This is a genomic window from Myroides odoratus (genome assembly GCF_965118575.1).
GTDB classification, from domain to species: Bacteria; Bacteroidota; Bacteroidia; order Flavobacteriales; family Flavobacteriaceae; genus Flavobacterium; species Flavobacterium odoratum_B.
The window spans coordinates 134,921-160,150 of sequence record NZ_CBCPHW010000003.1 but is presented as its reverse complement, the minus strand read 5'-3'; the positions used below and the strand labels follow the sequence as shown (position 1 = coordinate 160,150).

At 35.1% G+C, this 25,230-nt stretch carries 22 protein-coding genes; 19 read left to right on the top strand and 3 right to left on the bottom strand.

Going from position 1 to position 25,230, the window contains the following annotated elements:
• The 18 genes from ACMHJ2_RS03515 (at position 1) to ACMHJ2_RS03430 (ending at position 15,951) form a co-directional block, all read left to right on the top strand.
• Entirely contained in the window at positions 1 to 1,080 is a 1,080-nt protein-coding gene (locus ACMHJ2_RS03515) for a hypothetical protein (RefSeq protein WP_413511578.1), read from the top strand.
• 12 nt (positions 1,081 to 1,092) lie between these two features.
• Positions 1,093 to 2,151 (top strand): hypothetical protein, encoded by a 1,059-nt coding sequence (locus ACMHJ2_RS03510; protein ID WP_413511577.1) that lies wholly within the window; start codon positions 1,093 to 1,095, stop codon positions 2,149 to 2,151.
• A 332-nt stretch (positions 2,152 to 2,483) separates the two neighbouring features.
• On the top strand, positions 2,484 to 6,050 hold the full coding sequence (locus tag ACMHJ2_RS03505; protein ID WP_413511576.1) for a hypothetical protein: 3,567 nt from the start codon (positions 2,484 to 2,486) through the stop codon (positions 6,048 to 6,050).
• A 79-nt stretch (positions 6,051 to 6,129) separates the two neighbouring features.
• Positions 6,130 to 7,668: a hypothetical protein gene (locus tag ACMHJ2_RS03500; RefSeq protein ID WP_413511575.1), complete on the top strand. Its 1,539-nt coding sequence runs from the start codon at positions 6,130 to 6,132 to the stop codon at positions 7,666 to 7,668.
• A 21-nt stretch (positions 7,669 to 7,689) separates the two neighbouring features.
• Positions 7,690 to 8,559 (top strand): hypothetical protein, encoded by an 870-nt coding sequence (locus ACMHJ2_RS03495; protein ID WP_413511574.1) that lies wholly within the window; start codon positions 7,690 to 7,692, stop codon positions 8,557 to 8,559.
• 87 nt (positions 8,560 to 8,646) lie between these two features.
• Positions 8,647 to 8,835 (top strand): hypothetical protein, encoded by a 189-nt coding sequence (locus ACMHJ2_RS03490; protein ID WP_413511573.1) that lies wholly within the window; start codon positions 8,647 to 8,649, stop codon positions 8,833 to 8,835.
• A 3-nt stretch (positions 8,836 to 8,838) separates the two neighbouring features.
• Positions 8,839 to 9,960: a hypothetical protein gene (locus tag ACMHJ2_RS03485; protein WP_413511572.1), complete on the top strand. Its 1,122-nt coding sequence runs from the start codon at positions 8,839 to 8,841 to the stop codon at positions 9,958 to 9,960.
• A 182-nt stretch (positions 9,961 to 10,142) separates the two neighbouring features.
• Complete coding sequence (locus tag ACMHJ2_RS03480) at positions 10,143 to 10,442, top strand: hypothetical protein (RefSeq protein ID WP_413511571.1); 300 nt, start codon at positions 10,143 to 10,145, stop codon at positions 10,440 to 10,442.
• A gap of 90 nt (positions 10,443 to 10,532) precedes the next feature.
• A complete protein-coding gene (locus tag ACMHJ2_RS03475) occupies positions 10,533 to 10,832 on the top strand; it encodes a hypothetical protein (protein ID WP_413511570.1) in 300 nt (99 codons plus the stop codon).
• Positions 10,829 to 11,512 carry a PoNe immunity protein domain-containing protein gene (locus ACMHJ2_RS03470; protein ID WP_413511569.1) on the top strand — a complete coding sequence of 228 codons (684 nt, stop codon included), beginning with the start codon at positions 10,829 to 10,831 and terminating at the stop codon, positions 11,510 to 11,512. Before ACMHJ2_RS03475 ends, ACMHJ2_RS03470 begins: the two co-directional genes overlap by 4 nt.
• Before the next feature lie 120 nt (positions 11,513 to 11,632).
• Positions 11,633 to 12,100 (top strand): hypothetical protein, encoded by a 468-nt coding sequence (locus ACMHJ2_RS03465; protein WP_413511568.1) that lies wholly within the window; start codon positions 11,633 to 11,635, stop codon positions 12,098 to 12,100.
• Positions 12,101 to 12,111: 11 nt separating this feature from the next.
• Positions 12,112 to 12,351: an Imm74 family immunity protein gene (locus ACMHJ2_RS03460; RefSeq protein WP_413511567.1), complete on the top strand. Its 240-nt coding sequence runs from the start codon at positions 12,112 to 12,114 to the stop codon at positions 12,349 to 12,351.
• Between the two features lie 86 nt (positions 12,352 to 12,437).
• Complete coding sequence (locus ACMHJ2_RS03455) at positions 12,438 to 13,334, top strand: polymorphic toxin-type HINT domain-containing protein (RefSeq protein WP_413511566.1); 897 nt, start codon at positions 12,438 to 12,440, stop codon at positions 13,332 to 13,334.
• An 18-nt stretch (positions 13,335 to 13,352) separates the two neighbouring features.
• A complete protein-coding gene (locus ACMHJ2_RS03450; protein WP_413511565.1) occupies positions 13,353 to 13,742 on the top strand; it encodes a hypothetical protein in 390 nt (129 codons plus the stop codon).
• Between the two features lie 242 nt (positions 13,743 to 13,984).
• The gene (locus ACMHJ2_RS03445; protein ID WP_413511564.1) at positions 13,985 to 14,530 is read left to right on the top strand and encodes an EndoU domain-containing protein; all 546 of its coding nucleotides are present in this window, start codon (positions 13,985 to 13,987) and stop codon (positions 14,528 to 14,530) included.
• An 11-nt stretch (positions 14,531 to 14,541) separates the two neighbouring features.
• A complete protein-coding gene (locus ACMHJ2_RS03440; RefSeq protein WP_413511563.1) occupies positions 14,542 to 14,880 on the top strand; it encodes a hypothetical protein in 339 nt (112 codons plus the stop codon).
• Positions 14,881 to 14,968: 88 nt separating this feature from the next.
• Positions 14,969 to 15,268: a hypothetical protein gene (locus tag ACMHJ2_RS03435; RefSeq protein ID WP_413511562.1), complete on the top strand. Its 300-nt coding sequence runs from the start codon at positions 14,969 to 14,971 to the stop codon at positions 15,266 to 15,268.
• Positions 15,265 to 15,951, top strand: coding sequence for a PoNe immunity protein domain-containing protein (locus tag ACMHJ2_RS03430; RefSeq protein WP_413511561.1), 687 nt, complete (start codon positions 15,265 to 15,267; stop codon positions 15,949 to 15,951). Before ACMHJ2_RS03435 ends, ACMHJ2_RS03430 begins: the two co-directional genes overlap by 4 nt.
• A gap of 386 nt (positions 15,952 to 16,337) precedes the next feature.
• On the opposite strand, the gene ACMHJ2_RS03425 is transcribed toward ACMHJ2_RS03430, so the two are convergent.
• Both ACMHJ2_RS03425 and ACMHJ2_RS03420 read right to left on the bottom strand, forming a co-directional pair.
• On the bottom strand, positions 16,338 to 17,978 hold the full coding sequence (locus ACMHJ2_RS03425; protein WP_413511560.1) for an ATP-binding cassette domain-containing protein: 1,641 nt from the start codon (positions 17,976 to 17,978) through the stop codon (positions 16,338 to 16,340).
• Between the two features lie 221 nt (positions 17,979 to 18,199).
• Entirely contained in the window at positions 18,200 to 19,471 is a 1,272-nt protein-coding gene (locus ACMHJ2_RS03420; protein ID WP_413511559.1) for a hypothetical protein, read from the bottom strand.
• 158 nt (positions 19,472 to 19,629) lie between these two features.
• Here ACMHJ2_RS03420 and ACMHJ2_RS03415 point away from each other — a divergent pair, with 158 nt between their 5' ends.
• Complete coding sequence (locus ACMHJ2_RS03415) at positions 19,630 to 22,386, top strand: DEAD/DEAH box helicase family protein (RefSeq protein ID WP_413511558.1); 2,757 nt, start codon at positions 19,630 to 19,632, stop codon at positions 22,384 to 22,386.
• 303 nt (positions 22,387 to 22,689) lie between these two features.
• Here ACMHJ2_RS03415 and ACMHJ2_RS03410 read toward each other — a convergent pair whose 3' ends face one another.
• Positions 22,690 to 25,068 (bottom strand): TonB-dependent receptor domain-containing protein, encoded by a 2,379-nt coding sequence (locus tag ACMHJ2_RS03410; protein WP_413511557.1) that lies wholly within the window; start codon positions 25,066 to 25,068, stop codon positions 22,690 to 22,692.
• Positions 25,069 to 25,230: the final 162 nt, after the last annotated feature.

The window sequence follows — 25,230 nt, the reverse complement described above, 5'->3', positions numbered from 1 at the left end:
ATGCTATACCGTTTAGAAATTCAACGCATATTGTTGCAAATTCAAGAATATGTCACCGATCCAAAGCATTGTATTGCTTTGCTAAAACAAGGGATTTATATAGCAGATAAACACGAGGATTTAGATTGGAGTGTGGATTTGCGCTTGATGCTCATTCGCGAAGAACGCAGTTCTTCTTCCTGTATCGACAGTCCTTTGGCTTTTGCTTGGCTTTTGGAACAATGTCGCTTGCATCCGGAACAACTCTCTGAAGCAGAGTTTTTGGAAGAATACGAATGGATGATCTGTTCGGCCTATAGCAATGTGGCGATTCCCTTGGATCAAGTGTATGCCATAGCTGCAGATTTGGAACAAAAATTAGATCACTTTAAATTATCGAAACGCAGTTATTATTATACCATGGCGGGCTTTGCTCAACATTTAGGTGATTATCAATTGGGGTCTTTGTATGTAGATAAAGCAAAAAACGAAGCTTTGGATGACATTTGCAGTGAAGCTATGGCGTATGACAATGAAATCGAAAATGCCTCGCGTTTAGGGCAATTTGATGCTGCCATTGATTTAATGCTCCAAATGGAATACAAAAAGATACGCGACTTTTCGCTGCCTTTTGAAACCTATATCTCCCTGGGGTATTTTATGGCGCGTTATGGCGATCCCAGAGCAGGTATTTATCTAGATAAAGCCAAAGAGGAGTTTACTAAATTGTCTGAAGTCAACAGCTCTTTGCTCTATGGTTTAACGCGTTTGATTTACGCCTTGCATTTGCTAGAGGATGAGGATCTGTGGGGCTATTACGAAATCATTGCTGATTGGGATAGAGAGGCAGAAGATGACTTAAAACACATGTTGAGCCGCCACCTGATGTTTGTATTGGATCGAGCGGAAAGCAAACAGCTAAGTTTACCGCCTTCGGTTTCTTTTTATCGAGAAGATGGAAAGTATGAGGTGAAAGCGTTGGCAGAGGCTTATCGAAAAGAGGCCTATGCTTGGGCAGAGCGATTTGACCAACGCAATGGCAATGCGTTTGCTTTGGCGGAATTGAACAAAATGGAACTAGAAAATAAAAAAAGAAAATAGAAAAAAATAGCTATGAATTATAATTTAGAAATACAGAAGATTCTTTTAAAAGTAGAGAATCTGAAGAGTTTAGAGGATAAAATAGTTGCTTTAAAAGAAGCGATCCAATTAGCCGATCAACACAACGATATCGATTGGGGGTTTGATTTGCGTTTAGATCTAATTCGCCAAGAGCGAAATACGTCCCGTTGTAAGGAGAGTTTTCCCGCTTTTGCGTGGATTCTACATACCAGTGACGCCAATGCCGATTATTTTGATGAATCTGAATTTTTATGGGAATACAAATGGATGTTTTGTTCCGCCTATAGAAGTGCATTGATTCCCTTAGAAGAAATTGAAAAAATTGGAGAAGACCTAAAAAGGCGCTTGGTTAAAAACGGGTTTAGTACCCGCGCTTACAACAATGTGATGACGGGATTGGCTTTTCATTTGCGCGACTATGCTTCAGCAAAAAAATACATCGATGCTGCCAATAGTGAATTGGTGGATGACATGACCAACTGCCCCGCTTGTGAATTGGATACGGAAGTTGAATTGCTTTTATTCCAAGGGAAATTAGAAGATGCAATTGTCAAAGCACAAGATTTAATTCACAAAAAGCTAACCTGTTATTCCATGCCTTTTCAAACGTTTTGTAGCTTGGCGTATTATTCATGGCAGGCTGGGGATAGTGAAGGCGCAGAGAAGTATTTCAACAAGGCGATTGAAGAATATGAAGCCCATGATCAATACGATAGTTCTGTGGGGTATTCGATGGGGTTATTGATGGCGTATATGCATGATATCAATCACCCAGAAACCTGGACGTTCTTTGAGCGTATTGCCGCTTGGGACATTGAGGCAGAAGATATTCACCGCTATAATTTTGCGCGTTATATGTTGCCTATTATGAAACAAGGAGGAACAAGAGAATTGCAACTCTCACCCCAATTGCCCTACTATAAAGAAAAAGGATTCTACGATTTGAGTGATTTATATACCTACTTCAAACAGCAAGCCCAAGAATTAGCAACGCGTTTTGATGCCCGAAATAAGAATTCAAATTACACCGCAGAAATTGCAACATTATAAAACCCAAGGGTAGCTGAAAAAGCTACCCTTTTTTTAGGGTTTCACTTCGCGTTTAGCGATTTTTTAAATAGAGCTCTAAGTAGATACGAGGCGTATTTCGTTGATTTGTATTCTTTTTATTGAGCTAGAACCCCGTATTTTTTTGGAATATTTTGTACTTATTTTAGTCTATCTGTTTTTTTATTTTATTTAATTCCACGTTTAGTTAGTTGAAGTGTAGTAAAAATGAAAATAATTAAATTTGGTTAAAATATTTGTTTTTTGTAATTAATAAAGAAAAATTGTTTTATAATAATTTATATATTGGGTAAATAAACCAATGATGTAAAATTATGAATGATTCTATTTCCAACACTTTATTTCGATTTGTAAGCCTTCGAAGTGTACAAATCCCCGAAGCATCTGCTCTGGTTAATCGGTTTGTTCAAATTCCAGGGACGATTGCTGGACAAGGTGTTTTCTATGAAGCGATGCAAAAACGCCCAGTTGATGCAACTAAATACGAAACCATGCTCAAAGCAACGGCAAGTTTTAAAGAAGTGATCCCCACTGCTGCGGCTTTGCAACAGGAGTTTGCAACAATTCAACCTTTTTCAACCTGGCTAGCCCAAAACAAAACAACAGCTACGTCTGATGAAATTACTAAAAAAGCAACGGGAATTAAAGCAGTTGATGCTAAGCTTCAAGGTAAACTGTGGAACAATGTTTTTTATCAAGCAACCTTACAAGACAATCTAGTCCTGAAAGATCAAATGGTGGAAATCTTAAAAGCAAATGCGCTAATTGAACAAATTCAACTCAAACCAAGTGCTGTGGTAGTCCAAGAAAAAGCAACGGCTCATTTTGTTTTACCTGCTGACCTCTTCAATGAAGAAGTTGCGAATCACGACAAGGAAGACCCCAAGGTGCCCACTACGCCTAAAGCAATTTTACCCGATCGATTGATGATTCAAAAGCAAAAGGTTTCCAAAGCGCAACTACAGGCCGAACAAATAACGGTGTTGCAACAGGATTTATCTATTTTGGCCGATGAATACCAAAAGGAATATCAGCAGGCCTATACTTTAGCCCAAGCGGCTTATGACAAAACAGTTGCGCCTATCTATACCAAATATTATAAAGAACTAGAAGAGGCGCGAAAAAGCTTTTGTAGTACAGTTCCCATAGACAAGCGAGAATACAATCCTCATGATCCTTGTCAACAAGTGCCTAGCATACCCATGCCAGAGGTTCCAAAATTTGATTTTAAATTCAAAACAGAACTCTCAGCCAAAGAGTTGCAAGAAAAACTGGATCCGATTAGCTACCAAACGCTATTGCAAAGTATAGACTATCAAGAATCCAAAGCGAATGCTGTCGTAAAAAGAGGGTTAAGGGCAGAAACGGCTAGTCCACAAAGACTCCTTACTTCGATTGGTACCTATGGTAACCTTGCTACTTATGTGCGAGCCAATGGGCAAACAACCCAAGCGTTATTAACGGGAAATATTGAAGCCTATAAACCCATTAAAAGTGTAGGGGGTGTTCTTTTTCCAATCAATACGGAGATCAATACAAGGGTATTTGAATATGGAATTTGTGGGAATATGATCAATTTACAGCGTACGGCAACGCTATTTATAAAAGTTCCCGATTCATCTTGGCAGATTTCAACGATTAATGTATCTATCGCTAAAGATAAATTGGCGAGTACCTATTTGTTGACTAATCCCACAATAGAACGCAGTGGCAATCAGCTTACGTTGCACAACATAGAGGGGTATCCTGCAGAGGATGTAACGGATCGTGTCAAATCAACGGTGGCTTTAGAAATTCTATTTACCAATGGATGTGTGAAGCGAATGCCTGCAACAGATATTGCGGCGGAAATGTGCTGGGTTGGCACGTTAACAGGGGATTGTAATACAAGTACAACAACTCCTGCTCCCTATTATCCAAAGAAATTTGGTGTTCGTTTATTGGGAATTGCGGATTATAAAAAAGTAGAACAAACCGTGCATTGCTATATTGAAGGAGAAGTCTCCAATATTGAAAATGTGATGGCAAGGGAATACCGCGAAAAATCAACCCGTCGCTTGAGAAGAACCGAAGAGACAACTACCCAAACGACAGAACAAGAAATAGAGGCATTTACGGATACCATTACAACGGGTCGTTTTGAAATGCAAAGTGAGATTGATTCAATCTTACAAAAAAACAAGAGTACCAATGCCTATGTCAATACAGGGTATTCAGGTAGTGGTTTTCGTATTGATGGAGGCGTTGCCCAAGCGAGTAATACCTCTCAAGAGGATAGTATTCGCCGTTCCGTAACTGAAGCGAAAGAATTGACCTATCAAGCCCAAGATAGAGTTGTCAATCGCATGAAGACGGAGCGCATGCAAAAAATGGTTGAAGAATTTGAAGAGAACAATAAGCATGGTTTTGATAATCGCAAAGGTGATAAACACGTAGTCGGAGTATATCGTTGGGTGGATAAGTTGTATAAAAATCAGGTGTATAACTATGGCAAGCGCATGATGTTTGAATTCATGATTCCTGAGCCTGCGCGTTTACATGTTTTAGCCATGAAGGATGAACAAGAATCAACAACACTTACAATTAAAGAACCAATTGATCCTAGAACGCATAGTAATAATGCTATAGCAACTGCGGATCAAATTAATGAAGCGAAGGCATTGTATTGGGCAGCTCAGTATAATGCGGATATTCCTATTAAAAAAGAGAATGAGATTACACTAACTGCTGCTTTTGCAGATCATGGTAATAGTGGAAATTATATACAAAATGCTGATTTTGTAGGGGCTAAAAGTTTTTCTTTTGAATTGCCAGAGGATTATCAAGCAGATAACATCTCAGGGCGTTTACATTACATTTTAATTCCAGTAAATATTAAAATTTTCTCACATGGAACTTTTTCTATTGGCAATGAAAAAATAGAAGTTAATTATGAGAATAACAATAATAGACAATATAGAGATGCAGTATTTAGTCAGATAAGTTGTTCTGGTATATCAGAAAAGTTAGAATTTACATTATCCGGTGCAGATGTAGGTGCGATTTCTATCAGTCTTCAGATAACATGTAAATTAAAAGAAGAAGCAAAGAAAAAATGGCAGCAAGAATGTTTTCAAGCGATTATGGAAGCGTATCATTTAGAAGTGAAAGCGTACAATGAAATACTTGCAGGGGAACAAAATAAAGCGGCGGAGATCAAGCGAACCAATCCTGGTTTTTACCGTCAAATTGAAAATACCATCTTGCGCAAAAACTGTATTGCCTATTTAACACGCTTTAATGACCTGGGTAAAAATTTTACCAGTGGAGATAAAATTGCAACTTTTGCCGTTCAACAAAACAAGCAATTGGATGAATATGCGAGTTTGGTAAAATTTATGGAACAAGCCTTTGAATGGGAATTGATTTCCTATAATTTTTATCCTTTTTATTGGGGAGATAAAGGGCATTGGAGTGATTTATATACCTATGACGAAAGCGATGATCCTATTTTTAGAAGCTTTATGCAATCGGGTATGGCACGGGTTGTCGCTACGGTTCGCCCAGGATTTGAAGAAGCCGTACAACTTTATATGAGTACAGGTAAAATATGGAGTGGCGGAGAAATACCCGTTATTGGCGATGCCTTATACCTTTCTTTGATTGATGAGGTACGTCAGGTAGAAACAGTAAAAGAAGGCAAAGCGTGGATTACGCGTGTTCCAACGGCATTGACCATTTTACAAGCCAAAAGTGTAGGTCTAGAAGTAGAAAAAGCACTGCCATGCAATTGTGAAGATACCGCAGATTTTGAAGATCCTTCTCAAGTACCTTGTAGTGATAGTTTTGTACTCAATAATAATTTGATTGGAGGGGATACGGGGCCTGAACCTGAGTTATAATTGAATTTTTAAAAGTTTTCACTAATTGTTCAATATAGCATTTAGTGAAAACTGTTTTCGAACAAAAAATAGAAGAAAAATGACAGAAGAAAAATTTCAAGAAATAACCAATAGTTGCCAACCCCAAAAGGGATTTAATTTAAATTGGAGTACATACTATCCACTAGATTTTTCAGATACATTTTTGCCTAAAATTATAGGATATAGATTTACAGCATTAGATTTCTTTGATGGTGCAGATTTATTGACAAATATTAGTAAAATTCGAAGAGAATCGTATAATATAACGAATGAAAAAGAAACATTTTCATTGATTAGTTATACTTATCCAAAAGGTGTTGAAGCAGGAGATAAAAAAAGTAGAGTTGAAGTACAATCTAATGAAATTTGCACTTTTATAGAAGTAACTAAAAATAATGATATAAGTGTCTTTTTTAGATTTGGAAATAAATTTAAAAATAAATTAATAGAGAGGCAATTTGATTTAGAAATAGTTAAAAGTAAGGGTTTTAAAACAACAATTAGTGCTTTTCAATCTTTTTTTAAAGACGGACTCTCTCATCAGAATATGATGTATTTTATATTAAAAACTATAGGAATGGAAGACTATAACGAACAAGAGATAAAGGATCAACAAATAGGAACAAATATTGTAAAGGTAAATGAAGATGGGACTACATTAATGCAAGTTAGACATGAACTTATTAATGTAGGAGAAAGAATTGCACAAACTAAGTATAATACAGCTGCCACCGTTACGAATAGAGGAACCGTAATTGTTACTCAGTTTAAACAAGAAGTTGCTTCGAGAGATAAAGAAGTCTTTTATTTTAAGAATGCTTTGGGTACCTTTGAAGGTACACTATCTGAAGCAAGAGAAGCTTTTCCAGATGTTGATTTCTCAGAATTAATTGTTCCTACTGCTTTTCAAAGGAATGATCTAGAATTAGGAACTAAAGCAATTTGGGCTACGTCAAAACCTCTAGAATGGGAAACTGTAAATGAATACGATGCAGAACAGCATGGAGGTAAACCTATAGATTGGGAAAAATGGGCAGATGCCACGCAAACGGCACTAGATATCATTGGGTTAATTCCAGTAGTAGGCGAAGTAGCAGATTGTTTAAATGGTATTATCTCTTTGGCAAGGGGAGATTATGCCGATGCAGCATTAAGTTTTGCATCAATGATACCTGTTTTGGGAGGTATTGCTACAGGGGTAAAACGCGCTAGAAAAGCTACAAAAAAGACAGCAGGGGTTTATGATTTAATGGTTAAAAATTTAGATGAGATCAATGGATACGTTGGCCAATCAAAAAGTGTATTTAAGCGAATATCTAATCATTTTAAACCTAAAGGAAAATTAAAATACACGATTTTAGAAAATCCTCCTATCACATATAAAATGCCTAATTCCACCAAATTTGAACGCGAAATTTATGAACAATTTGTGATTATTGAAAAGTATGGTAAGGATTGGAAGAATCAAGAATATCTATTAAATAAAGTGAATCCTGTTGGAGGAAAATATAATCTAAATTCTGAAAAAGAAATGAGTTTATTTATGGAAAAAGCAAAAGAGGTAGCGAAAAAGTATAATTTGCCAACTAAGTTTTAATAATAATAAAACAAGTAAATAATGGAACTAATTTATTCACCGAGAGGAGAGATTTATGTAAGAATACAGGCGGATTCTGATCTTACATTTGTAGATGAAAAATATAAAAATGAAAATTATACGATACAAATTTCTGATACACTTAGTAGTGAGCAACTTCAGTTATTTGTACAAGAGTTTAAAGAAGTAAGAAAGTTAAGCCTTATTAATACACAAGAAGGAGAATTAGATTTTCTATATGAGCTTAAGAATTTAAATACTCTTAATATTCATTTTTATTCGGATATAGTAGCCTTTGTTGATTTTAAAAGAATTGCCTTATTGGATTCATTATCGATGAATTGGTATCCTACATATTTTAAAAATATTGAATATCAGAGTAATTCTTTAAAACATTTGAATATTTCTGATTTACTTGTTGCAGATTTAACAATATTAGAGCCTTTAGTTCATTTAGAGACATTTAGAACAGTAGGAGGAAAACTTCGATGTTTGAATGGGATTGAAAGATGGAGTAAACTTAAGAAATTAGAAATTAGTGCACATAGAAGTTTGTCAAATATTGATAGTTTAATTAATCTTCAAAAGTTGAAATTTTTAGAAATTAATACTTGTTGGAAATTGCAAGATTTTAGTCCTATTGGTCAATTAAGTGAACTTGAGGTCTTAAAAATAATAGATTGCAAAAATTTAGCTTCTATTCAGTTCGTCAAAAATATGCCTCAACTGCGACAATTATATACATTAGGAACTACCCTAATTAATGATTATGACACCACTCCTGCAGAACATATTCCCATCTTTTTTGGTAGTTTAGATAAGAAATACACGAAAATGTATCCAGAAAAAGAAATTCGAGAAGAACAAAGAACGTGGTCTTCGTATAGTTGATTGTGTTGTTTTAAGTCTTTATCCTTGAAATGATCAATAGTAAAAGTACACCTTACAGTCACCGAATTTAAAGTAAAGGCTGTAGAATTGAGAAAAAACCTTAAAAAGGCTGATGGTAGCCCGATTGATGAGCTGAATAATATTTCTCTTGAAAAAGTAAAAATAATAGTTGGAGAAATTTTTGATGATATAGATGAAGCTAATAAAATAGAAAGATTGCTAGAAGGGTTAAATAATCCTGTTATATTTAATAAAATATTTGAAATTGTAGATTAACTTATGTATATTTTTTTAGAAAAAATAGAAGATGTTTATTCAAAATATTTTGATTTAGGCGGTAGTCTTATTGCAAATATTGGTAATGGAACTGAAGCTCATATCACTTTTTTTGATGCAAATTTTAACCCAACCTGCCAAATAACAGAAAGTTCATATACATTTCTTGTAACCCACGATAAGTTAATTTTTACCACTCAAGTAATGAGTATTAATGAAGAGAAGATAATACAATCATATTATTATTGTCTTCATTCTAAGGCGTTAAAAAAATTAGATTATACATTAAGTTTAGATGGTCTGATTTACCAAAATAAATTATTATGTAGAGCTGTTACAGGTGATCTTAGTTCTAACAGTCAAAAAAAATGGTTCGAAATTGATTTAAATACTTTAGAAGTATTAAATCAATGGCCTAATCAATTGGGATTTCTGAATAGTTATGGGAATTACACAGGTTGTCAATTTTATTTTGGAAAAGCGTTTATTTCATCTGCAAAATCTGAAGGTAAAATAGGATTGTTTGATTTTAATGATGAGGCTTTTTGGCAATATGACTTTACTGAAGAATGTCGATTTATCAATTACGATAAAATTGACAGAGATGAGAATGAGCACTTACCAGGACAAATACAATTTATCATACCATATGGAGAGGATAAAATTCTTGTTAGTTGTAAATACAGCAAAACATTTTGTATTGAGTTAAGTTCTGGAAGAATCCTTTGGAAAAACTCTTTTACAGGAAATCGGGGGTATATTATTGTCGGAGATATTGGTTTTGTTTACAGTAATGGAGGAAGCATTCATAAAATAGATTTAATAACTGGGGAATCTTTGCATAAAGACAAGCATTTTTATCTTCTGCCTGAAATGCCTTATTATAAGGATTTGCATATCAGTACAGCTACCGATACTATAGTATATCATGATGGTTTACTTTGGGGGCTGATTTATTCCAACGGTTATTCTTTTGTTGTTGCTATTCATCCTGATACCTATCAATATGAATGGATTCATCGGGTAGAAACGTATAATAAAGTGATGGATATACGATTTTATAATAATCGAATGTATTTACATACTAGTAGTTCGGAATTGTATATTTATGAGAAGGAGAATTAAATTTATTTTTTGTTATTAGATGCTTATACTAGTAATGTCTGGTTTTATAGGGATACAATGTGGATAATTAGCGGGAGGTTTAGATGACTTTGAAAACATTTTAAATGCTTATCCAAATCTTTAAAATTTAGCTATTATGAAATACAAGTTTAAAAAAAGTAAAGTTTCTAATTCAATCTTCTATGATATATATATATATCATAGAAGATGAATTTTGGTATCCAATTGAATTACTAAGTAATACTTTTTGGACTCCAAAAGAAGTTCAAAAATTAATTGATGGTATTCTCTCTACTAAAGATTCTGATAAAGATTATAAATATCAAACAGAAGGTGATGGTCTGTATATTTATAGTAATAGCTATGCGGTTCAATTTTTTAGCAGGGACAGTAAAAAAAAGGAATCAGATTTAGACTTATTACATTATGAATTTGTTGCTTTTCTAGAAGATTATAAAGCTTTTATTGAAGCGAATAGCTAAATAAAGGATAAATAAAAGCCACGAACAGTGGCTTTTTGTATTAAATTAGATATATAGGATGTTTTAACGTGTTTTGACCAAAGCGTATTTGTGTTACCTGAAAATTCACCTCCCAAATACATCATAGCAGAAGTAAAGATGAATACGAAGGGGAATCCCAATTGGAAACCCAAAGTAGATATGAAAATTACTTCTTGTGGAGGAAGTCAAATGACGGATGTGTGGATTTCATCTAATTTGGATTTAGAATTAGGATATTTAAAATCAAGAGAAATTCAAAAATTAGGTTACGAAAGTATAGTCATTGGGGTTTCTCAGAACAAACCTACGATAATACAAACATTGAATAAAAATGGGAAAATTATTAAAAATAATATACAGCTACTATGAACCAAATATTAACTTTTATAAGAGAAAGTAATGAGGTAATACCATTGCTTAAAGAAGACGTGAAAGAAAACCTTCCCAATGAAACGATTATTAGGCTAAAACGTATGCTATTTGCTGTTCAATTACAAAGAACAATCGCCTTATATTCTTCCGATGCGAATAAAGAGCTTGTAACGGCTAGCTTACTCGATGGTATTACCGCCTTTGAAGACGGCTTTCATTGGGAGGGCTTTGCTAAAAGTTATGCGATGTACGACCAGATGGTTTGGATGTTGAGTTTGGGTCTTTTGTGTGAGGTGGATGAGGTTGATTTTAAGCGTATCGTAACAGTGATTCATAAAGGAGAAGCCCAAGATGAATTGCTTAAAACGCTGGTCAATTACCGTTTACCTAATGCGATGAGCGGCTCTGCGTATATTCAAAAAAGTCCGTATGCCCATTTAGATGCATTAGTGACAGGGAAGGATAAAAGTATTTCTTTTATAAAGGCGTATTTGGATAAGAAGTGGTATCAAGGGCATAAAGATGCTCCTTGGTATGACAGCCATAAACGCACCAAGGTCAATACGTATTTTGGGTATTGGGCTTGGGAAGTAGCAGCCTTAGTGAAGATATATGCTATCGATGATGCGCTGCTGAAAGATCAACTTTACTATCCGTATCGCGCTGTGCATTGGTAGGGTAAAATGACCTTTTTTGAAGATCATTTTTTGTATATTTAGGTGGCATGTTTTTGAAAATAGGTTAGATACTAAGGCGAAGTTATCGCTAGTGGAGAAGCTAAAGCGGTTCGCAAGCGTTTGGATGAGGTTTGGAATGTGAAAGGGGTGGATCTAGAAAATGCTTTAGATGAATTATACGATATTATATTTTTTGTTAAACAAATTACACCTAAATTAAAAACAGTTCCAAATGAAGCTTTCTTTTGGTCTGGAAAAACTGATGGGATTGGAGGTGAACTAGTAGCTTTGGACATTTCTAAATCTAAAAAAGGAATAACACTTGAAGGATTAATAAAAAGAAATAATATAGCAATCCCTATGTGGGACTTAACTAATGCTAAAACTATTAAAATTTGGGAGTTAGTTTCAAAGGAGTATGCAAGAGAAGTATCAGGAGAAATAAGAGCTGTAGTAGGGAGACAATTAAGAAAAAATAATATTTGGGAGAGTTTTGAATTTCCAGCATTGAAAGAAAAACTCAATGTAACAAAAATTAGTATCATTGATCCAAAAACAAAAATTGAAAGAATAATTTTTATACGCTAAATTAAAGTAATATGAATATAAAGAATATTAAAGGAACTAGAAATTCAATAGAAGTTGAAATAGATAATAAAGTAATTATTATAACTGGTGAACTAACAGCAACTCCAATATTCTATGCTGATATTGATTCTATCATAAAATGGGAGTCGCCTCATGAACAAAAAATTATTACAGAAAATGAGAAAAAAGAAATTAGTAATGCAATAGAAAGCGAATCAAAAAATAAAAAAGTCCCTGTTGTTTTTGATTAATTTTTATACTGATGTCGTCTTGACTTTTGGAAAACAAAGAAGAGGTGTAGACCTTTGCGTCGCTGAACAAACAAAACCCTAACCCTTTGTACGAAGTACTTGACAAAGACAGTAAGAATTTAAAACAAATACAAAAGATGTGGGATGATTTTAGATATAAAGATTTATTAGAAGTACCACCTACTAAAAAGCCTTGTTTTTTGGCTGGTACTTTAGTGAAAACAGCAACTGGAAAAGTAGCAATAGAGGATGTTGTACCAGGTCAACAGGTGTATGCCTATAACTTTGCTTTAGATAAACTAGAAGTAAGAAGCGTAACCGAAATTTATAGAAATCGCACGGAGGTTTATATTTGCATACAGACCAAAAACGGAAAGATAGAAGCCACAGGGAAGCATCTATTTTGGAATCCCGTAGAAAAAAAATGGACTATGGCTAATAGCTTAGAGGTCGGGATGAACTTATTAGATTCCAAAGGGCAGTATATTGTTATACAATCCCTTGAAATTACAGAATGTATCGTACCAACTTATGACTTGGAAATAGAAGAACTTCACAACTACTATGTTGGAGAAGATGAGGTGCTAACCCACAATAAAAATAGAACTTCTACTTTTGCGAGTACAGAATTAATTAATGTTGAATTTTATGAAATTTTAGGGGAAAAGAAAGAAAGTATATACGTAGGACAGACGATTCAGAAGGTTGGTGCACGATATGACCAACACCGAAGAGATCCTAAAAAAGCATTTTGGAGAAAGAAAATGAAAGGGGTATTTGAACTGAGTATCAATGGTGAAAGTGGTCCCTTTAAAATGACCCCTTATGAGGCTGCAGTTGTAGAGATGTATGAAATAAATACAAGAGGGGGTATTCGAAAAAACAACCAAGGGCTTTACAATAAACAGCGTCCAATCGGCAAAAAGAAATTTGAGTTGTTTAAAAAACTAGGAACTTTTAATCCATGTAAATTTTATGTATAATTTAAATAAAGAACAGGAATGGACTATCCAAAATTTATATTAAAAGACATATACTGGTCTTTTTCAGAGGGTCGTATTGACAGCATTGAACTTTTTACAGAGGAAGTGGAGCAGTATTATAGAAGCATCTCTGGTAAAAAATTTCCTTTAAAATGGGATGATATTATTTTTAATTTCCCAGCAATTGAATTACAATATGTCAAGTATATTGATGATGAACCGGAAGAACCTTATGAGCTAGTTCGAGCAGATAATGGCATCAATTTTACAGTTAGAGAATTATTTTATAAAACCCATAAAGTGGGTATTAATTTAGAAGATGATGATAATTGTTATTTTGAAGGGTTGATGCATTCAGGTGATGAAAATGAGGGAGTACCTATTTATTTTCTCATCACAGGGAGTTGATTGTTTTAGGGGTCTCTTATAAGATCAATTTGTATTGTACAAGAGTCCATGGAGCTCTTGCTATCAATGATGAACTGTTACTAAATCAATCGTGTTATCCTTATTGGGCAGCACATGGGTAGATAGAAATGACCTTTTTTATAGGTCATTTTTTGTATATTTAGGTTGCATATTGCTGAACATAGGTTAGACCCCAAGGCGAAGTTATCGCTAGTGGAGAAGCCAAAGCGGTTCGCAAGCGTTTGGATGAGGTTTGGAATGCAAAGGGAACAGTGCTTAATCATAATTTAGAAAATATTTACTTGCGTGTAAATGCTTTGAGAAGATTGGCAGATAAGTTTGATAAGACGTTTTTTAATCATATAAATGGAGAGTTTAATACTAGAATGTTTAAAATTTCTCCAAGATTTAAAACAGAAGCGTTAATTTCAGAAGGAGGACATAGCTCAGAATCAATAGGTAAGACCTTGAGAATTAAAGGTAATCCAATACCCAATCCACCAAGGAATAATCAGCCCTATAGAGCTAAAATCTATGTAAAATATAGAGATGGCTGGTTAGAAAAAGAAGCGGTAAGTTCTATGTTCCCAAAGAACTGGGATCTAGAACGGATTCAACAAGAAGTAGCATTTGTGTATGAAAATACTGTAGCAAAGGACCTGGGAGAAATTCCTAGAAAGCTTGGAGGACGATTGAAGCAATATGCTGGTAAATCAACTAATGGATTTAATATATTAATAGAAATAGATGACTTTGGAAATATTTTAAATGCTTATCCAAATATGTAAAATTAAATAGTATGAAATATAAATTTTCTAAACTTATAATCTCTGATATGATTCTATATGATATAGATTTTGATGAGAGTAAATTTTTCCCTATTACCTTGTTAAGATTTAACAATTGGACTCCAAACGAAGTTCAAAAATTAATTGAAGGCATTCTCTCTACTAAAGATTCCGATAAAGATTATAAATATCAAACAGAAGGTGATGGTCTGTATATTTATAGTAATAGTTATGCGGTACAATTTTTTAGTAGGTACAGTAAAAAAAAGGAATCAGATTTGAAGTTATCGCATGATGAATTTGTTGTTTTTCTAGAAGATTATAAGGCTTTTATTGAAGCGAATAGCTAAATAAGAGTAAATAAAAGCCACGAACAGTGGCTTTTTGTATTAAATTCGGTATAGGATGTTTGAACGTGTTTAAACCAAAAGCATATTTGTGTTACCTGAAAATTTACCTCCCAAATACATCCTTACAGAAGTAAAGATGAATACGAAGGGGAATCCCAATTGGAAACCCAAAGTAGATATGAAAATTACTTCTTGTGGAGGAAGTCAAATGACGGATGTGTGGATTAGAGCGAATCTTGAAAGTGAGTATAGTATTTCAAAGGCATTGTCCATTTACAAAGATTATCAAGGTATTTTGATTGGAGTTTTACAAAAAAATGAGATGATTATTGAAACGTTAAACAAGTCGGCAATAGTAGTAAAGAACATTATAAAAATTGGACAATGAATAATATTCAAAAATTTATAGAAGAGGTTGAAGAAACATTACCTATTTTAAAAAAAGACTTACAAGATAAATCTTTGGATAGAATAACCTATAATGGATTAAGAGCAATGTATTTTTCTTATCAGTTAAAAAGAACAATCGCCTTATATTCTTCCGATGCGAATAAAGAGCTTGTAACGGCTAGCTTACTCGATGGTATTACCGCCTTTGAAGACGGCTTTCATTGGGAGGGCTTTGCTAAAAGTTATGCGATGTACGACCAGATGGTTTGGATGTTGAGTTTGGGTATTTTGTGTGAGGTGGATGAGGTTGATTTTAAGCGTATCGTAACGGTGATTCATAAAGGAGGAGCTCAAGATGAATTGCTTAAAACGTTGGTTAATTATCGCTTACCTCATATGATGAGCGGCTCTTCGTATATTCAAAAAAGTCCATATGCCCATTTAGATGCGTTAGTAACAGGGAAGGATAAAAGTACTTCGTTTATAAAAGCATATTTGGATAAGAAGTGGTATCAAGGGCATAAAGATGCTCCTTGGTATGACAGCCATAAACGCACCAAAGTCAATACGTATTTTGGGTATTGGGCCTGGGAAGTAGCAGCCTTAGTGAAGATATATGCTATCGATGATGCGCTGCTGAAAGATCAACTCTACTATCCCTATCGCGCTGTGCATTGGTAGGGTAAAATGACCTTTTATAACGGTCATTTTTTGTATAGTTACGTTGTATCTCTTTGAACATAAAGAAATTTCAATTCCTGTTATTTTGAATGAAATGAAGGGTAAAGGTTGAGGGCTATACATTCGTTGAGTTTAATGGTAAAAGGGAGTAACTGATGCAATACTTCCTTCATCAGGATGACATCCGGTGTGGGTGTTTAGGGTGAATAGTTGAAGTGGATGTTTAGCGTGGATGCTTGTGTTTTGTTTCCGGTCTGTATGTTCCTGAAAATAAAAAAGTTTATCAAAAAAGCAAAGGTTCATGCTCTGGAAATGGAACAAAACCTTTGCTTATTGATTGACTTGAGTGAATAATGTAAGGCCGTTTGGCGCTACTGACTAGGGCATTATAACTGAAACACACGTGTAGGTTGAATCGCTTCGCGTAAATTCATATCATGAGAAATAAACACAATCGTACCTTGGTATTCTTTTAAGGCTTGGTATAGGCTTTCTAAGCCAAAAATATCGAGATTATTACTTGGTTCATCCAAAACTAATACATCCATGGAGGTTAGCGAAAGATTCAAACAACAGATGGCTAAGCGCAAACATTCACCCCCACTCAATTGACTCACGGGTTTGATCCAAGCCGCGGGTTGAAAGCCATAGTGAAACAACGTGTTTTTTAGAGCAGCTTCCTCAAGCAATTTGTGATTGAATGCTTGTGCTTGTTCAAGCACGGTTTGGTTTGTATTTAAAAGGGTATAAAACTGATCCAGGTAAACCACATAGGGTGTTAAGCGTTCGATATGTCCTTCAGTAGGTTGTAAATGACCCACCAACAAATGCAGTAAAGTTGTTTTACCAGAACCGTTAATCCCTTCAATTAAAAGGCGTTCTCCACTTCGGATTTCTAAACTTTTTGGCGTTGACCAAATGCAAGCTGAAGTTGGTTCATAGCGGTAATTGACCTCTTTCATTCGAAAGACTACTTTATTCGCATGAAGTTCAGCGTTATTAAACGCCAAGTGAAACGGTTTTATCTGTTCCAATTGATCTTTTAAATCCCAAAGTTCTTCTTGTAGTTTGCTGTGTTTGGCTGCTTGTATTTCCGTGTTTTTTGCACTGCTGTTTTCAGCTGCATTTTTTAAGGTATTGATGACGATTTTGGGTAAACCTCCCTTTTGTTCGGCTCTCTTATGTTGTCCAACTGCTTTTTGTTGCTTTTGTACCAATTTTTGTTTTTCCGTTTTTACCTGACGTAAATCTTTGTTCAAATGGTCTATTTTATGTTGAAGGGACTCTAATTCTTCTTGTTTCTGAGTCTTGTAAAAAGCGTAATTTCCCTTATAGGCTTGAATGCTATTTGGACTAATTTCAAAGGTTAGTACTTGTTTGTTGAGGAGCTCCATATCGTGACTTACCAAGAGTACGGTACCTTTGTATTGCGCTAAAAAATTAAAAAAAAGCGCTCTTGTCCCTTGATCAATGTGATTAGTTGGTTCATCTAGTAAGAGAATATCGGGTTGGTGAATGTTGATATACGCAAAGTAAACCCGCATTAGCTGACCTCCACTCAACTGATTCAGGGAAAGCGTCAATGCTTTGTCTTCCAATTGCCAGTACTGTAACGCTTGTGCTATTTTGTCCTCTATTTGCCAATCGTCATTCAAATCAATATAATCTTGTTCGTTGACTGAACCTTGTAAAATGCGATGCAAGGCCTGTACTTTTTTGTCGATCTGCAAAGCTTCTTGAATCGTGGAAGTAGCAATAGCTTGGGAATTAATTTGAGGTAAATAATACGGCAAACCTTCCAGCTGAATAGCAGGCAGTTGATTCGCGGCAATTAACTTTAAAAGTGTGCTTTTCCCCGTACCATTGGCGCCAATTAAATTGGCTTTCACTCCAGCGTTGAGCGTTAAATTAACTTGGTGAAATAAAGGCGTTTTATCCAGATGTTCGTAGGATAAGTTTTTAATAACGATAGACATAATAATCAAATTAAATAGGATGAGTATAATAAACTGTGGCCCGTATACCACTACTCACGGTTTTTAGCGTGAAAATCACATAAATAAATAAGTATAGTGGAATCTCTTTGGATGAGACGCCATTAAAAATTGTTTGCTCCTACACGTTGGGGTCAACGGGTACTACGAAAACGAAATACTTATTTAAATATCCATTTGATTGTTTATTCGTTATTACTACCACAAAGGTAATAAAAAAAAGCTATTCGGTGAGGAATAGCTTGTGTATGTAATTAAAAAAGACTGATTTGCCCTTGTTGGCTTTGGTCTTTGGCGGGTTTCTTTTTTTCTCTTTTTACTTCTTTTTCAACCTTTTCATCTAAAGTTTTGGAAGTTAATTCTTCCGTTTCAAAAAGGTGTAAAGTCTCTTCTTCTACAACTTCGGTAGCTGTATCTCCTAGAGGTTCCACGGTTTCTTGTTCGATACAGATTGATGTTTTTGTTACAATTCCATCAAAAACAGGAGGTGTCAACGGTTGAGTCCAAGTAGGTACAGTGGATTCCTCTTCTATTTGTTCTTGTATGCTTTCTTGTGCTTCCGCAACAGTTTGAAGTTCGGCTTCTTCTTGGCTATATACTTCCTCTACTTGTTGGATTTCTATAGGTTTAGGAGCATTTGTTTCTTGCGTAGTTGCTTCATGTTCCGTAACCTTTTTCTCTTCGCTAGGCGTTTGCTCTGCGTGTGGGGCTTCTACAAATGCTTCAGTTTCTTCGTTTTCTTTTTCTTGTCCTTCCACTTGGGGTACTTCGATAGAATTTTCAACAGCATCTTCTACAGGTAGTTCCACAACTAAAGTTTCTTCCGTTGAGAGGTCCATAGGTTCGTCTTGGGGGTCTTCTATTGCCTCTAGTTGCTCACTAACTTCTACCTCAAGGGCTAAACTCTTGGTTTCATCAATGGCGGATTCTCTACTACTATCTTCTTCTAAAATATCAAAAATAGAATAGTTTTTTACGAGAATTTCATTGATATCTACTGTCGGGTCTAAGATTGGGTTGTTGTCATCCTCATTTTCTTCCGCCGATAACTTCTCTTCACTTTCCCCTTCTAAAATAGTAGCTTCTTCAATAATGATTTCATTAACGCCTAAACGAGGAAAATTCAAAGGAGTAGCAGTTTCTGTTTCCATTGTATTTCCTTGCTTATTTTCAGTGGTAAAACTCTCTACTTTGTTTTCTAAATCAAGTAAAAGACGCTTGATTTTTTTTATATGTGGATGATCAGCAAAGGTTTCTTTTTCGAAAATTAACTCCAAAAGCTTGTACATGGTATACGCTTCATGGTACTTTAAAACGATAGCATGCTTTTTAGTATGGTCTAAGATAGAGACTTGTTTCTGAATAGTCTTGGCTTTGTCTTCCAGTTTAGCAAGTAAATCCTCTTTGATACTCACCAATAAAGCGTCTTTTATGGATAGTACAACATAGTCATCGGTTTTTTCAACCATCTGAATAACAGTAAGTAGGATATCATTACTTAATTTAAATTGAATTTTTGTCGTCATTGTGCGTATTGGAAAGCCAGTTTAATCGTTTCAAAATCTTGATAGTTCTACAAAATAATGAAAAAAATATGACTTTACACTACCTAAGTAAAAACATTTAAAAGGCTTTGTAAGCTAAAAAAGCTTGCTTACTTTTAAGGGAGAAATAAAATTAGCTAGTGAAAAATTTTCCAACCCCCATAGCGTTCAAATATCCATGGCGCATCTATCAAAAAAATGTATTAGATCAATTAACCGCACATTTAAAAGACGACAAGTTACACTTGGTTGCACCACCAGGGTCTGGGAAAACGGTTTTAGGGTTAGAGGTTATCTTGCGCTTGAATAAGCCCACGTTGATTTTAGCACCCACTTTGACTGTTAAGAATCAGTGGATTGATCGTTTTTGTAGTTTATTTTTGCAAGTAGAAGAGATACCTGATTGGATTTCAACGCAATTGACAGATCCTAAATTCCTTACCGTATCCACCTATCAAGGGTTGCATGCGGCTTTTAATTACTTAAAAGAAGAAGAGGGAGAAGAAGAAGAAAATATAAGTGAAGAAAGTACAGTTTATACTAATATTCACGCCAAGGAAGTCATTAAAAAATTAAAAGCGGTTGGTATTCAAACGCTTTTGGTAGATGAGGTACATCATTTGAGAAAAGAGTGGTGGAAAGCACTAGATCTACTAGATAATGAACTAAAAGCAACTGTCGTGGGCTTAACTGCTACACCTCCGTATGGAGCAAGTAACCTTGAATGGCAACGGTATATGGCTTTAGCAGGTCCTGTGGATGAAGAAATTGCCGTTCCTACTTTATTGGAAGTTGGCGATTTGTGTCCACATCAGGACTTTATTTATTACAGTAAGCCTTTGGCAGATGAAAGGGAAAAAATACTATATCACAAGGCGCATGTTTTTGAGGTGTATCAGACATGGAAGTCTCACGCTACTCTGGCTCAGACATTAAAGCAATTGCCTGCAATTCAACAACCTTTGAATCACTTGGATTGGATTTATGAAAATCTGACTCCCTATGTTGCTTGTTTGGTGTATCTAAAAGAATTTTATAGGGAATTAGATAAAATTCATTTGAAAGTACTCGGCTTAAATCAAGATGAGATTCCGCCCTTGGATTTAGTTTGGTTTGAAAAAATGCTCAATTTCTATTGTTTTCAAGGACAAGATTTTTTTACAACGGTGGACGGTTATCTACAGTGCAAAGAAGAACTCAAAGAAGATTTGAAAAAGAAAGGGTTAATTGCGTATCGTCAAGTGCAGTTAGTGCAAGACAATAAAGCGGATGATTTGTTGCTTTCTAGTTTGAGTAAATTGCAAAGTATTGTGGAGATCTTAGATTTTGAATCTACTGTGTTAGGAGATAATTTACATATGGCTATTCTAACCGATTATATCCGAAAAGAATATTACAGTACCACGATGATGCCTCCTCAAGTTTTGTCAAAATTAGGGGTGATGTCTATTTTTGAAACGCTGCGACGACAAAATAAAAACAAGCTTCATTTGGCCGTATTAACGGGATCGATAGTTATTATTCCAACGGCTAGTTTACCCACATTGTTTGAGCTAATAGGGGAGAAAGAAAGCGAATTACTGTCCTATCAGCCCCTTGCCTATGACGAGGATTACGTGGCTTTGCAATTGACGATGAAACAAAAAGCACAGGGTGTACATTGGATTACTCACTTATTTCAAGAAGGGAAAATACAAGTATTGATAGGCACAAAAGCCTTACTCGGAGAGGGATGGGATGCACCTGTGATTAATTCCTTGGTTATGGCAAGTTCAATAGGAGCCTATATTACGTCGAATCAAGTACGTGGACGTGCTTTCCGAATTAATTCCAAAGACCCAGAAAAAACGGCGCATATTTGGCATTTAGCTTGTATAGATACGCATTCAACAGACGGCGGAAAGGATTGGGATATTATTCATCGGCGTTTTCAAACTTTTGTGGGAATATCTAACAATGAAAACCAAGATGAAACAAGTATCTCCAATGGACTTGAACGATTAAATGAAGTAAAAAAGAAAAAGGAGGTGGACCAAGATTATGTGGAACGACAGAATCAAAATACACTTCACTTTGCTAAGCAAAGAAGAGAGTTAAAGGACAAATGGCTAACGGCTATTCAAAAGGGGAGTCATTTAGCAGAAGGGGTTAAAGTTCAATTTACATCTCCTAAAGCACAAAGAAATATAGCTCAAGCTAAACGCTTTTATACCAATAAAACTCTTCTATCTGCTTTGTTTACGCTGGTCTGTTCTGCCATATTTTTTATCGTTTATCAAGTTATTGGCTTGAGTAGTGGGGTCTTATTGCATGGTTTGAGTTTGTGGTCTTTGGGCTATTGGGCCTTTCAAACGTTTGTAGTAGGCTTGGTATTTCGCTTTGGTTGGAAAGGATGGAAGTATTATCGCATGTATCAAAAATTTGGTGATATGCGCAAAGAGGTTCAGCATATAGGGGAAGCATTGGAGCATACTTTATGTCAATTTGATTTAATTAGTACCTCAAGAGATTCGATACGAGTTGTTACTGAATTGGAATTTGGTGGGGGCGTATTTTGTACGTTAGAAGGAGCAACTTTAAGAGAGAGTCACCTCTTTGCTTCTTGTATGAAAGAAATCTTCTCGCCTATTGAAAATCCACGGTATATTCTAGAGCGAAAAACACTTTTGCCCATTCAGGATAGTGAAGCTGATTTTCATGCAGTTCCCGAGTGTTTGGGGGTGAATAGAGAACGAGTGAACTATTTTGCACAACAATGGTCTAAAAAGGTAGGAAAGAACCGCATTATCTATACGCGAACCCCAGAAGGACGAAAAGAAATCTTACACGCGAGAACTTTTGCACTTGTCAATCAATTACAAGAACCTCGTGTGCTACAAGAACACCTCTGGTTATAATCAGAACGTCCCTTGTATGAAAATACAAAGGACGCTCAACTAACTAATCAATTTAAATGGATCATCACTCCACTTATATAAAAGTGTTTAACTTTCGGTTCTCCAGTTAAGAAGAAATTCTAGTAAACAGACTTTCCAAAGAATTAAATTTATTTTTAGCAAAAGGACCTCGTCTTATTTGCTGTTTTGGTGTATTGGTAGCGGTTTGCTACTGTTTGTTACAAAAAAAAATATTCTTTTTTGTTAAATTTATCGTGGACTGAAAAAAGGCTATCTCATCTGCTTTTTTAGACCTACTTTCATTTATTTACTACTTCGGCTTTTGTCTTCAAAATTAGCTTCTTTTACTTGCTTTTTATTGGAGTTATCTCCAAAAGTATAAGTAGCTCCGACGCTTAAACGTCGGCTGTTCCAAGTATTACTAGTGGTTTGTGTATTGTTGTTAAAATAACTGGTCGCTCTATAATCTCCCGTATTGAATACATCGTATAGCGTTAGGTTTAAATTGAGTTTTTTATTCCATACGTTCGCTTTAATTCCCGTTGTTAAAGCTTTATAACCTTCGTATTTTGAATTATCTTCTTTATAAGGGATTTGTTGATACCAGTTTAAAAAGAGATGAAGGGTTTTCGCCGAATTCAAGGTGAATGTATTTTGCGTATAATAACTGAATACAATTCCTTTTTGTGGAATCTGATTGGCTATTTTACTTCTGTAATAAACATTTGCATAATACGCGTCTACGCCTGTGCTCGTTTGCCACCAACCTGTTATTTTTTCACTATAAGAAATACTTAACCCATAGTTGTCACTGTTGAGCATATTGTAATACGTACTCGATACAATATTGTTCTGAACCTCTGTAAACTCATTAAAGTGATCGGTTATGTGGTAATAATTTAAACTAAAAGAAAGCGCTCCTTTATAGAGGTAGTTTAATTCGAAATTATCCGTAAATGAGGGGTCTAACTCTGGATTTCCACTGGTATAGGAATAGCTATTCGTATAATAGCGAAAAGGATTTAATATGTCTGAATAAGGGCGATTGATTCTTTTGGAATAATTGATATTAAACGAGTTATTCTCATTGGGGTTATACGATAAATAAGCGGTCGGAAACCATTTGCCATACGATTTTTTGAAGGTTTCATTGGTCTCTAATAAATGGCCTTTGACTTCTGTTTTTTCATAGCGCATACCCGCTTTTACATTCCAATACTCATTTATTTTTTTGTTTAAACTGATATAACCCGCATAATTATCCTCTTTGTAATTGAAGCGATTACTGCGTGCGTCATCAAAAATGAACTGATTGTCCATTCGGTTGTAATAAAAAACTTTTGATCTATTGTCGTAGTTGGAGTATTTACCGCCCAATTCTAAATCAACCCAAGGGAGTTTATACGATAAGTCAGCCGTTCCACTCCAAACTTGATAATTCAAATCATTGGTAAAAAAAGTAGCATTTCGCATTGCATTTTGGGCATTGTAATCTTGAAGATTTGTAGAGCCTTCGGGTATATTTGAAAAATAGTTTACCCCCAAGGCTAATTTGCTCCCCAATGAGTCTAAATCATAATCATAGAACGCATTGACTGTATGGTAAATATTGTCATTTTTACTTTGGGTTAGCGCATTGATAATAGAATCTGTGTTAGATTGAGGTCGTGTAATATACTTGGATTTATTATTGCTGTCCAAAGTGTTTTTATAGCGAGAAAGATTATACGTCAAGCCAATTAAACTTTTATCTGTCATTTGATAGTTGGTGGTTAGGTTTAAACCCAAAGAATTCCAATTTCCCTTATGATCCGAATGTGAATCAATTATATTTTGGTCTCCCGTATACTTAAAATTACCTTCACTGCCAAATCGAGCGTCATTCGCATTGGCTTTTAGCATTAAACTCCATTTTTTATTTTGGTAGTTTAAACTCCCATTGCCCGATAGCGTATTGTAGTTGTTGTAGGCATATGAACTACCGACAGAACCATACAGCCCTAAAGATTTGTTTTTCTTTAGTACGATATTAATCAAGCCGCTATTTCCACTTGCTTCATATTTTGCAGGCGGATTGGTAATGACCTCAATTTTCTCGATATCATCGGAGCGAAGTGTTTTCAAATAGTTGGTTAAGGCTTCGGCTTGTAGATTGAGGATTTTATCATTAATCATAATCGTAACACTGCTTTTTCCTACAAGGCTAATCTTGTCATTTTGGACTTTGACTAACGGGGTATTGGTAAGGGCTTCTACAGCATCCATTCCTTGTGAAGCAATACTATTAGCGGTGTTGAATACCAGGCGATCTGCTTTGCGTTCAACGAGTTTTTTTTCTGCTTGTACTACAATTTCTTCTAGGGCTGTTGAGGCTTCAGCAACCAAATCCTGTAAGTTGATGTCTTGATTGATGACTAGGTTTTGGGTATATAACAATTGCCCTAAATAATGAATGTTTAATTTGTAGCGTTCGGGGGGAATATTAGTCAGACTAAAATTACCTGTTTCATTGGAAAAACCTTGTTGGACTAATTTCTCACCGTCTTCTTTGAGCAGGTGAATTTCAGCAAAATCAACGGGCTGGTTCTCCGAGTTAAGTATTCTACCTTTTACATTATGCTGTGCATATACCATAGTAATACCACAAAAAAATAGCAGAAACAGCGTAATTTTTTTTCTCATAGTCTTTCTTTTAATCAAGTTATTAACAAGGTTGATAACTTTGTTAACAAAGTAGTTTATTTTGGTTGATAAATAGTCGTTGAGGTATAAGTAGCTCGTTTACTTCATTTGTTACGAACTATTTACTAGTGTTGATAACTTTTATTTTTTAGATTGATTTAA